Here is an 11,412-nt window from a genome sequence, read left to right as displayed (position 1 = left end):
CGGGCGCATGATCCCGCTTCGGCGCCGCTCGGAATGGGGTATAAGACCGGCGCATCTTTCCGAGATCTCTCCATCCCCCGACGCCGAGGCGGCATTCGCGCAGTCGATCGCGCCGAGCCGAGGGACAGCGTAGGAGCCATTATGAACAAGCCCGTAAGCCCGGATGATTTCGACGCGCCCGCCGCGGCCATGTTCGAGCGCTATCGCCGCGCCGATTCGCCGAAGCCCGCGATCTGGAACGACACGCTCGACCTGCTTCTCGCGCACCGGTCGCACCGCAATTATCTCGACCAGCCGCTGCCGCCCGGCGCGCTCGAAATCATCACCGCTGCGGCGCAGTCCGCGTCGACCTCCTCCAATCTTCAGGTCTGGAGCGTCGTCGCCGTCGAGGACGAGGACCGCAAGATTCGCCTCGCCGATCTCGCGGGCGGCCAGCAGCATATTCGCGACTGCAAGCTCCTGCTGATCTGGCTTTGCGACCTCGCGCGGCTCGAAAATCTCGGCAAGGAGAGGGGTCGCGACGCGGCGGCGCTCCCTTATCTCGAAATCTTCATGACCGGCGTGGTGGACGCCGCGCTCGCCGCGCAGAACGCCGTCGTCGCCCTGGAATCCATTGGGCTCGGCTGCTGCTATATCGGCGCCATGCGCAACAAGCCGGAGGAAGTGGCGAAAGAGCTGAATCTTCCGCCCAATGTCTTCGCCGTCTTCGGCATGACCATCGGCGTCCCCGACCCGGCCGCCAACGCCGGCGTCAAGCCGCGCCTGGGCCAGGCGGCGGTGCTGCATCGCGAGCAATATCAGTGGGGCGACGCGCAACGCGAGGCGGTCGAGACGCTCGATACGGTCTTCAAGGATTTCCAGAAGGAGCAGGGACTGCCCGAGCAGGGCTGGATTCGCCAGGTGCTGTCGCGCGTGCGCGGGACAGATGCGATGAGCGGCCGCGATCGCCTGCGCGACGCTTTGAAGGCGCTCGGCTTCGAATTGCGTTAAACCCACCACAACATTAGCGAGGGCGGCTTCTCGCTTCCTCCAGCGACAGGCGCTCTCGTGACCCTCACCCTCGACAGACCCGCGGCAATTCCAGTCGATGGCGACCGCGTGGTCGCCAAAGTCGCCTGGCGGCTGGTGCCGCTTCTCGCCGCAGGTTTCTTCGTCTCCTATCTCGACCGGGTGAATGTCGGTTTCGCCGCGCTCACCATGAACAAGGAACTCGGCTTCACGCCCGAGTTCTACGGCTGGGCGGCGGGCGTCTTCTTCATTGGCTATTGCCTGTTGGAGGCGCCGAGCAATTACGTCATGCACCGCGTCGGTGCGCGGCTTTGGCTCGCGCGCATCATGGTGAGCTGGGGCGTCATCGCCGCCGCGACCGCTTTCATCTGGAGCGAGAACAGCTTCGTTGTTCTCCGCGTGCTGTTGGGCGCGGCGGAGGCGGGCTTTCCGCCAGGCGTCATTCTTTATCTCACGTACTGGGTTCCCGCCGCGCAGCGCGCGCGCATTCTCGCGGGCTTCCTGATCGCCGTGCCGCTCGGCAGCGCGATCGGCTCGCCGATCTCGGGCATGATCCTGTCGACCATGGATGGCGTCTCCGGCGTCGCCGGTTGGCGCTGGCTTTATTTTCTGGAGGCGTTGCCGTCGATCGCGCTCGGCCTCGTCTGTTTCTTTTATCTTCCCGACCGCCTCGCCGACGCCAAATGGCTCGCCCCGAACGAGCGCCGATGGTTAGAGGCCGCGCTGGCGCGTGAAGCGCCGGCGCATGAAGAGAATTACTGGCGCGCGCTGGCCGATCCTCGCATTCTGACTATTGGAGCCGCCTATTTCGGGCTGGTTCTCGCGCTTTACGGGCTCAGTTTCTGGCTGCCGCAGATCATCAAGGGCTTTGGCGCGAGCATCCTCGCCGCGGGCTTTCTCACCGCCATTCCCCATGGCTGTGGCGCCGTGGCGATGTGGCTTTGGAGCCGTAGCTCGGATCGGCGCGGCGAGACGGTCGCTCACACGGCGAGCGCTGCGATCGTCGCGAGCGTCGGCCTTGCATGCGCCGCTTATGCGCCGACGCCTGTATTGGCGATGGTCGCGCTGACTGTGGCGGCTTTAGGGTCCGCCGCGGCGCTGCCGACCTTCTGGAGCTTCTGCACATCGACGATCGGCGCGACCGATGCGGTTGTGGGAGTCGCGCTGATCAACTCGATCGGCAATCTCTCGGGGCTGGCGGGGCCTTATTTCATCGGCGTCATCAAAGGCGCCACGGGCGAATTCTCCGACGCCCTGCTAGTCCTTGCCGCCGGCCCGCTGCTGGGGGCGGCGATGATCTGGCGGATCGGGCGCGCTTCGCGCGATGCGCGCAAATGATACGAATTCCGCTTGAATAGCTCGCATTGGCGCTTGTCATTCCAGACGGGCCAAAGGCCCGATCGGGAATCCAGAGCCACAAAAGCGCCGGTTTTGCTCTGGATTCCCGATCACTCGCTGCGCGAGCGTCGGGAATGACACCGAACCAGTCAAGCGGATTTCATATGACGCTGACTACCCCTCGATCTCCTCGCGCTTGATTTCCAGCTCCAGCCATTGCTCCTCGGCGGCGGAGAGTTCGCTCTCCACCGCGGCAAACATCTCGCTCGCCTTCGCAAATCTCCCCGGGTCCTTGGAGTAAAGCTCGGGATCGTCGAGCAGCGCCTGCAACTTTATGCGCTTGATCTTCAGCTCCTCCATTTTTGTGGGCAAGGTCGCCAGCGCATGCTGTTCCTTAAAGGAGAGCTTGACCCTTGCCGGTTGCCGTTCGGCAGGCTTTTCTTTCGGCCCCTTCTCCTTCGGCGTCTCGCGCGTCGCGGCGCCGCGGGCCTCGACGCCCTTGCCGCGCTGCGCGACCATGTCGCTGTAGCCGCCGGCATATTCGACCCAGCGGCCGGTGCCGTCGCTCATCAACACGCTTGTCGCAATGCGGTCGAGAAAGTCGCGGTCATGCGAGACGACGATCAGCGTGCCGGGATAATCGGCGAGCATCTCTTCCAGAAGATCGAGGGTCTCCAGGTCGAGATCATTGGTCGGCTCGTCGAGCACGAGGAGATTGGAGGGCTTGGCCAGGGCGCGCGCGAGCATCAGACGGCCGCGCTCGCCGCCGGAGAGCTTGCCGATAGGCGTGCGCGCCTGCTCCGGCTTGAAGAGGAAGTCCTTCATATAGCCGACGACATGGCGCCGCTCGCCATTGATCTCGACCGTATCCGAGCCGCCGCCGGTGAGCGCGTCCTGCAGGGTGGTCTCCGGCCTCAGGCTGGCGCGGCTCTGGTCGAGCGTCGCCATTTCTAAAGCGGCGCCGAGCCGCACCTTGCCGCTGTCGGGCGGCAGAACCCCGGTCAGCAATTTGATGAGCGTCGTCTTGCCCGCGCCATTGGCGCCGACGACGCCAAGCCGGTCGCCACGCAGGATTCGCGTCGTGAAATTCTCGATGATAATCCGCTCGCCGTAGCTCTTGCTGATCTTGATCGCCTCGATGACGAGCTTGCCGGAGAGATTGGCCTCGCTCGCCTCCAGCTTCACCTCGCCCGTCGGCATGACGCGGTTCCGGTGCTCGGCGCGTAGCGCATGCAGGCCCGCGAGACGCTTCATGTTGCGCTTGCGCCGCCCTGAGACGCCATGGCGCAGCCAATGCTCCTCATTGGCGATCTTGCGCTCCTGCTTGTGCGCCTGCTTCTCTTCCTCCTCCAGCTCGCGGTCGCGCCACGGTTCGAATTCCTTGAAGCCGCGCGCCAGATGCCGCGCCCGGCCGCGGTCGATCCATACCGTCTCGCGCGTCAGATCCTGCAGGAAGCGGCGGTCGTGGCTGATGATGACCATGGCCGAGCGCAGGGAGGCGAGCTTTTCTTCGAGCCAGAGGATCGTCGGCAGATCGAGATGGTTCGTCGGCTCGTCGAGCAGCAGAATGTCGGGCTCGGGCGCGAGGGCGCGGGCGAGCGCCGCGCGGCGCGCTTCGCCGCCCGAGAGGTTCGACGGGTCTTCGTCGCCCGTCATGCCAAGCTCGAGGAGAAGCGTCGTGGCGACATGGGGATCATCCAGCGGCCCGAGCCCCGCCTCGACATAGGCGGCGGTGGTTTTGAACCCCGAAAAGTCCGGCTCTTGCGGCAGATAGCGCAGCGAGGCGCCCGGCTGCAGGAAGCGCGTTCCCGCGTCCGATTCCAATTCGCCGGCGGCGATCCTCAAAAGCGTCGATTTGCCGGAGCCGTTGCGGCCGACGAGACAGATGCGCGCGCCCGGCGCGACCGACAATTCGACCCCTTCCAGAAGCGGCTTGCCGCCGAGGGTAAGCATGACGCCCTGAAGGGCGAGAAGGGGAGGGGGAGCCATTGCGCGAACCGGATGTTGCCTAGAGGAGAGGCTTTTTCTACCGGCGCGCGGCGTTTGTCACGACTTTACTCGGCGATGCGCATGTCAGCGCATTATTTCGCATTTGACGGCGACGCACGGCCCCGGGGGCCTAGCCCCCCAGGCCCAGGGCTTTGCGCACCCGCGCCGAATAGCCGTAGAGATCCGGCCGCTGCACCAGCCGTCCCATATCGTCCACATAAGCGGTGAAATAGACGATATGCACCGGCAAGGGCTTGGAGAGATTGATGTAGCGCTCGCTGGGGCCGACGAGTTTCTTCACTCGCTCCTCCGACCAGCCCGGTCCGAGCACAGCCTCCGCCAGAGCGAAGGGCTGATCGACGCGCATGCAGCCATGGCTGAAGGCGCGGTGGGACGCCGCGAAAAGCCCGCGCGACGGCGTGTCGTGCATGTAAACGGCGAAATCATTGGGGAAGACGAATTTGATGCGGCCGAGCGCGTTCTTCTCGCCCGGCGGCTGGCGCACCACCATCTGCCCGTTGCGATAGGAAACCTGATAGCCGTCGCCGACCCCGCCGTGCCACTCCTTCTGGATGATCGACTGCGGCACATACCAGGACGGGTTGACGATGATCTCCACCATCTCGTCGGAGAAGATGGGCGTCGGCGTTTGTTCCTTGCCTACGATCACGCGCGTGCGGTGGGTCACCGCGCCATTGCGGATGACCGCCAGCTCGAAATCCGGGATGTTGACCTCAATGCGATCGTCGCCCATGTCGCGCGGCAGCCAGCGCCAGCGCTCCATATTGGCGATGATCTCGTTCTCCAGCGCCGAGGTGGAGGGGCCGCCGAGCGTCTCCATGCGGCGGCGCTTCGATTTCACGGGCGGCAGCGCGTCGGTCTGAGCGACGCCCTCCTCGGCGGCGGCGAAGAGCGAGTCGAGCGGCGGCGCACTGGCGCCGCGCGTCTTGAGCTCGACCAGTTTCTCTCGCAGTTGCTGATAGCCGTAATGGGGCGGGTTAAAGCCCTGCAGCGTCTCGCCCGCGCGATAGCCGGCGGCGGCGACGTCGGCCACGGCCTGCGCCGGATCGGGAAGCGCCGTTTTGGCGCCGATGAGACGGGAGAGCCGCTCGGGCTGCAGCCGTCCGCCGCGCGCCTGGAAGGCGTAGGTTGCGACAGCTTCGGAGAGCGCAAGCTCGTCGGCGGCGCTGGACGCGCCTTTGTCGGCTTCCGGGATCGTTACGCCGCGAAGGTCCAGCCCGTCTTCATTTGCGGCGCGCAGGCGCGAGACCGCGGAAGCCGCGCCCTCACGCCAGCCATTGGCGTCGGTCCAGAAGGGCTCGAATTTGCGCCCCACATAGGCGGCCGCGATCTTGGCGCGCATCGCCCGCCGCGCCGGGTTGCGGGCGGCTTCAGGACCCGAGGTCCAGTCCTGAAGCGCGAGCGCGAGCCCTCGCTGGTGGTCGGGCAGCAGGCTCCAGGCGAGGTCGAGGCTGTCCGGCTCCGCGGGCTCGGCTTGCAGCCTTGCAGCCGTGACGGCCACGACCGGCGGCGCCTCCGGGGCTTCGAGCGGATCGAACGGCGCCGCCGAGGGCAGCTTGTCGAGACCCGTCAGCGCGACGGAAGCGGGCGGCGCGAAAATATCGGCGCGGCGCGGCGCGGCCCCGGCTGGCGCAACGGCGAGAACCGCGGCGATAGCGGCGGCGGAAAGGAAGAAACGGGCAATAGATATGCGAGCCTGCATGGGCTGCCCCTTAGAAACCGGGTGCGCGGCGTCGGTTTCATAAACCTGAATTATTAAGGATGTGGACGCGTCGCCGCCGGAGCGCCGCGCCAGGCTCCGTCACAATATCTAGCGCGAGGGCGGCAGGCTGTTAATCAGCGCACATGGCGGCGGGCCGCCGGAATGTCGCAAAAAGAGACACTGTGGCGGGAGGGCAACATGACAGAGGGACGGGATCGACTGGTGGCGACGAAGGGGCGGCGCCCGCGATGCGCCACAAGCTGAGGTTTTTGCGCCGCCATAGGTTGTGGCAATTCGTCATTTGACCCGCGGCGCGCCGTCGCCTTACTCATAAGTCATGGAAGGATACGGAGCCTTCGAGAATTTCTCACTGTTCGGCGGTCCGCTTCACCGTTTGGCGGGGCGCTTGGGCCTCGCCCGCAAGGGGAGGAGCGCCTTTGCGCTGGGACTGGCGCTGGGCTTGTCGTCCTGGTCGATCCTGTTCGCCTTGGCGTTGATCGAGGGCGTCAGTTACAAGTTTTTTTCACTCTCGGTGATTGCGGCGCATGTTCGCCTGCTCGTCGTCATCCCGTTGCTGTTCCTTTGCGAATCCTTGCTCGACGTTCGGTTAAGGGCGTTCGTCAGCCTGATCGTGCGTTCGGGCGTCGTTCCCAAGAATACGCTGCCGGAGCTGGCGACTGAGATCGCGCGGACCAATCGGTGGCGGGACCATTGGGTTCCGGAAGCAATTTGCCTGCTGGCGACTGTGCTGTTGACGGTGATCGCCGCGCAGAAGCATCTCTCTGGAAGGACAACCGGATCGGAGCTCGGCGCCGCCGTCAGCGAATTTCGGCTGGCCGGCCTGTGGTATTGGATGGTTTGCCTGCCGCTCGTGCGCTTCCTGGCGTTTCGTTGGCTCTGGCGGATCGCGCTCTGGTGGTGTTTCCTCTGGCGGTTGGCGAGACTGAAACTCCACCTTGCGCCAGCCCATCCAGATGGCGCCGGCGGGCTCGGATATCTGGAAGTCGCGCAGACCTATTTTTTCCCATTGGTCCTCGCGATCTCGGCGCTTATGTCCGCGTCGTTTGCGGAAGAAATTTCCTCTGGAATATCCGTTTTCGAGGCCATCTACCCCGCGCTTGCGATCACTCTGATCCTGGACCTCGTGCTGGTGTTGTTTCCCCCGTGTTTTTTCGCCTTCAAACTCAAGGCTTGCCAAGAGAGGGGCTTGAGCGACTATTCGGTGTTGGCGGCGCGCTACGTCAACGACTTCGACAGGAAATGGCTGAGCGCGCCCGGCTCCCAGGCCGAACCCTTGCTCGGCACAGCCGATTTGCAATCGCTGGCTGATTTGTCGAACAGCGTCGCAATCTTGCGCAATATGCGGCTCGTTCCGGTAAGCACGCGTCTAGTGATAACCGTCATGGTCGCCGCGCTGCTGCCAATGGTCCCGTTATTTCTGTTCAAATACCCCGTGGCGGAGTTGATCCAAAAGATTGTCAGCAAATTAGCTGGCCTATGAGAGCCTACAGCTTAGTTTGCAAACGCAACGCCATGTATGTCTCTCGTTGTTTGGCCGGGTTCCAGGGATCGATCAATTGCAGATCGGCCGACAGGCGGAGCCAAGGCGTGATCGCAAGATTATAGAAAGCTTCCACGCCCCCCTCGCTGCGTCTCCTGACATCACGCGCCTCCAACGCGCTCAGCAACGGCTTGGTCAGCCCATAGTGAAAGAAGCCGACGCCCCAACGGTCGTTCTCGCGCCCCTCGATGAGATTATTCCCCGCAAGGCCCACGAGAACGCTCCATTTGACCGGGTTGGGGTTTCCGTCAGAAAGGGTCCCGAGCGTAAACAGCCCCCAACCGACCGCCGGCTTATCTTTACTTTGGAAGAGGTTTTGCTGGAACGCGTAAGAACTGAACCAATAGCCTTTCTTGGTGATCACGGGACCGCCCGTCGCCGCCAATAGACGCTCCTGCGGGACGTCGTTCAGGTCTATGCCGCGCGCGTTGCTATAGGCGGCGCGAAGTGTATGAAACCCGCGAAGACCGAGAATCTCTGTTGGAATGGTCACTGAGCCGCCGACCGCAACGCCTTTTTCAAAGGGATGTTCGATCACTTGCGGATTCTGCGCGCTACGCGGATCGACAACCACCAGCGTCAAGGTTGCCGGCGCAGTCTTGAACGTCACCGCGCCGCCGATGAGGTAAGGCGCGGAGACGACGACCCTGTCGGCGGCTCCGCCTCGGACGGCGGTGTAGGCCACCCCGGTCGATGGCAAAGCGAAAGCCCTGTTCATGAAGGTGTCGATGCCGCCGCCGCCGAGGAGCGGCGTCTGGGATGCGATCGTCATCATGTTGAACTTGCCGGCGCTGACGGAGATGTGCTCGCCGAAATCTTGCGTAACGGAGACGGAAAGCGCCGAGTGGTAGCCTTGCTTATTCACATAGGCTTGAGCGGTGTTGACGGGAAGGAGCGCGTTGTCCCTGCGGTTTATATTATCGCCGAAATAATGCTCGTATTGCGCGCTGACGTGGAAGCCCGGCCACAGGCCGAGTTTCTCCGCATCGACCTTTAGGAAGGCGTCGACTTTGCCGCCATAGAACCATGTTTGGCTCGCGTCGCCGGCAATCTGGCCCTGGTAGAACTGCGTCACCCAAACATCGGGCGCGACGCCAAAGCGACGCAATTGCGCCTTGGGGCCATCGGGCGTGTCGGTCAGGGAAGATTGCGTGGCCAAGGACGACAGCGCGTCTTCTGCGCGCGCATGGAATGTCGATGCCGCGAAAAGTACAGGTACAGCCAGCACGGCCCTTGGAAGAGATCTTCTGATCACCAGGCTCTCCCGATTTGCGCCGCTCCGAGAAGCTCACTCCATGAGTCAAAATGGCCCTTCTGATGGCCGGCCTGCTTGTATTTTCGGGATCGGCGTTACCTTTCGGCCACTACCCCGCCTGTAAAAAACTCTCCAGCACCATCTTCCGTCCGGCCTTGTCGAAATCCACCGTGCATTTGTTCCCGTCGACAGCCGCGACCGTGCCCGGCCCAAACTTCAAATGAAACACCCGCGACCCCGCGCCGTATCGCGCATTGGTCGATGAGCGGGCGACGACCTCGCCCTCGATCGTCATCGGCTGCTTCGCGCGTGGGCGCGACTCGCGCATCGGCTCGGCGCGCGGCGTTGCGGCGCCTGCCTTGGCGCGCTTCCAGCCCGGCGTCGAATAATCGGAGCCATAGACATCGAGATTGGCGAAGCGCGAGACGGCATAGCCGCCATATTGCGAGGCGCTCGGCGCCTCGACCACTTCGACATGGTCCGAGGGCAGATTATCGACGAAGCGCGACGGCACGGTGGGCTGCCACAATCCGCGAATGCGGCGGTTGCTTGCGAAAAATATGCGCGCCCGGCGTTTCGCGCGCGTGACGCCAACATAGGCGAGGCGGCGCTCCTCCTCCAATCCCGCGCGGCCCTGCTCGTCGAGCGAGCGCTGATGCGGAAAGAGCCCTTCCTCCCATCCCGGCAGATAGACGGTCTCGAATTCGAGGCCCTTCGCCGCATGCAGCGTCATCACCGAGACGCGCGCCTGCTCCTTGCTTTCCTCGGTTTCCATGACGAGCGAAACATGCTCGAGAAAGGCGGCGAGGTCGGGAAATTCCTCCATCGCGCGCACGAGTTCTTTCAGGTTTTCGAGCCTCCCGGCGGCTTCGGGCGTCTTATCGTCGCGCCACATTTGCGTGTAGCCGGATTCATCCAGCACCATTTCGGCGAGCTCGTGCTGCGGCTTCGAATCGATCAGATTGCGCCAGCGCTCGAAATCCGCCACGAGGCTTTTCAACGCGCCGCGCGGCTTGGGCTTCAGCTCCTCCGTCTCGACGAGAAAACGCGCCGCCTGCATCAGCGGAATGCGCTCGCGCCGTCCATATTCATGCAGCAATTGCACCGTTGCGTCGCCCAAGCCGCGCTTGGGCGTATTGATGATGCGCTCGAAGGCGAGATCGTCGGAAGGCTGCGCGACGCAGCGCAGATAAGCGAGCGCGTCGCGAATTTCGGCGCGCTCATAAAAGCGCGGGCCGCCGATGATGCGATAGGGCAGGCCGATTTCGACGAAGCGCTCTTCGAATTCGCGCATCTGGAAGGAGGCGCGCACGAGAATGGCGATCTCTTCGAGCGAATGGCCCTTGCGCTGCAATTGCTCGATGTCCTCGCCAATGACGCGCGCTTCCTCCTGGCTGTCCCAGACGCCGGTGAGCGTCGGCTTCTCGCCCTCTTCGCCATCGGTGAACAGCGTCTTGCCGAGGCGGCCTTCATTATGCGCGATCAGATGCGAGGCGGCGACGAGAATGTGCCCTGTCGAGCGATAGTTGCGTTCGAGCCGCACGATCTTGGCGCCGGGGAAGTCCTGCTCGAAGCGCAGGATGTTTTCGACCTCCGCGCCGCGCCAGCCATAGACGCTCTGATCGTCATCGCCGACGCAGCAGACATTGCGTCGCCCCTGCGAGATCAGCCGCAGCCAGAGATATTGCGCGACATTCGTGTCCTGGTACTCGTCGACGAGAATATATTTGAAGCGTTTCTGGTAATCCGCGAGCACGTCGGGGTTCTCGCGAAAGAGCCGCAGCGTCTCGAGCAGCAAATCGCCGAAATCGACGGCGTTGAGGATTTTGAGGCGCTCCTGATAGAGCGCGTAAAGCGCGCCGCCTTTGCCATTGGCGAAACTCTCGGCCTCGCCCGCCGGCACTTGCGCGGGCAGCAGGCCGCGATTCTTCCAGCCGTCGATGCGCATGGCGAGCGCGCGGGCGGGCCAGCGCTTGTCATCGATGTTCTCGGCCTGCAGCACCTGCTTGAGCAGGCGGATCTGGTCGTCCGTGTCGAGAATGGTGAAATTGGGTTTCAGCCCGACAAGCTCGGCGTGGCGGCGCAGGATTTTGGCGCTGATGGCGTGGAAGGTGCCGAGCCATTGCATGGCCTGCGCGCCGTCGCCGACGAGCATTTCGACGCGCTCGCGCATCTCGCGCGCCGCTTTGTTGGTGAAGGTGACGGCGAGGATTTCATAGGCGCGCGCCTGGCCCAGCGCCATGATATGCGCGATGCGCGTGGTGAGCGCGCGGGTCTTGCCGGTGCCGGCGCCGGCGAGGACGAGCACGGGGCCGTCGAGCGTTTCGACCGCGGCGCGCTGCTCGGGGTTGAGACCGTCGAGATAGCGCGGCCGTTGCGCCGCAGCAGCGGCGCGGGCGGCGAGCCCGCCGGCTTGCGGCGCGTAATCGTCGAAATCGGTCAACCCTTTGCTCCTTCTGATTCCTCAAACGAGCATATAGGAGAACGGAAGGCGAATCACGAATAAGGGAGTCTCCTTCTCCCGCAGGCGGGAGAAGG

General features: G+C 63.9%; 7 protein-coding genes. 3 read left to right on the top strand and 4 right to left on the bottom strand.

The genetic code is table 11. The features are described from left to right. The first annotated feature begins 141 nt into the window (after window positions 1-141). Together JJT62_RS17230 and JJT62_RS17225 are read left to right on the top strand one after the other, a co-directional pair. Window positions 142-990, top strand: coding sequence for an NADPH-dependent oxidoreductase (locus tag JJT62_RS17230; protein ID WP_202074013.1), 849 nt, complete (start codon window positions 142-144; stop codon window positions 988-990). A gap of 57 nt (window positions 991-1,047) precedes the next feature. Then, window positions 1,048-2,346, top strand: coding sequence for an MFS transporter (locus JJT62_RS17225; RefSeq protein WP_202074012.1), 1,299 nt, complete (start codon window positions 1,048-1,050; stop codon window positions 2,344-2,346). A 174-nt stretch (window positions 2,347-2,520) separates the two neighbouring features. Here JJT62_RS17225 and JJT62_RS17220 read toward each other — a convergent pair whose 3' ends face one another. Together JJT62_RS17220 and JJT62_RS17215 are read right to left on the bottom strand one after the other, a co-directional pair. After that, a complete protein-coding gene (locus JJT62_RS17220; protein ID WP_202074011.1) occupies window positions 2,521-4,335 on the bottom strand; it encodes an ABC-F family ATP-binding cassette domain-containing protein in 1,815 nt (604 codons plus the stop codon). Between the two features lie 130 nt (window positions 4,336-4,465). Beyond that, window positions 4,466-6,058, bottom strand: coding sequence for a L,D-transpeptidase family protein (locus tag JJT62_RS17215; protein ID WP_202074010.1), 1,593 nt, complete (start codon window positions 6,056-6,058; stop codon window positions 4,466-4,468). 337 nt (window positions 6,059-6,395) lie between these two features. Between JJT62_RS17215 and JJT62_RS17210 the strand changes: the two genes are divergently transcribed. Then, window positions 6,396-7,559: a hypothetical protein gene (locus tag JJT62_RS17210; protein ID WP_202074009.1), complete on the top strand. Its 1,164-nt coding sequence runs from the start codon at window positions 6,396-6,398 to the stop codon at window positions 7,557-7,559. Window positions 7,560-7,563: 4 nt separating this feature from the next. On the opposite strand, the gene JJT62_RS17205 is transcribed toward JJT62_RS17210, so the two are convergent. Together JJT62_RS17205 and JJT62_RS17200 are read right to left on the bottom strand one after the other, a co-directional pair. Further along, window positions 7,564-8,778, bottom strand: a complete 1,215-nt coding sequence (locus tag JJT62_RS17205) for a carbohydrate porin (RefSeq protein WP_246744973.1) — start codon at window positions 8,776-8,778, stop codon at window positions 7,564-7,566. A 205-nt stretch (window positions 8,779-8,983) separates the two neighbouring features. Further along, window positions 8,984-11,317, bottom strand: a complete 2,334-nt coding sequence (locus JJT62_RS17200; protein WP_202074008.1) for an ATP-dependent helicase — start codon at window positions 11,315-11,317, stop codon at window positions 8,984-8,986. Window positions 11,318-11,412: the final 95 nt, after the last annotated feature.

The organism is Methylocystis sp. Sn-Cys (assembly GCF_016745395.1).
Taxonomy (GTDB): domain Bacteria; phylum Pseudomonadota; class Alphaproteobacteria; order Rhizobiales; family Beijerinckiaceae; genus Methylocystis; species Methylocystis iwaonis.
The sequence above is the reverse complement of the archived record's forward strand: the minus strand, read 5'-3'. Positions and strand labels throughout refer to the sequence as shown.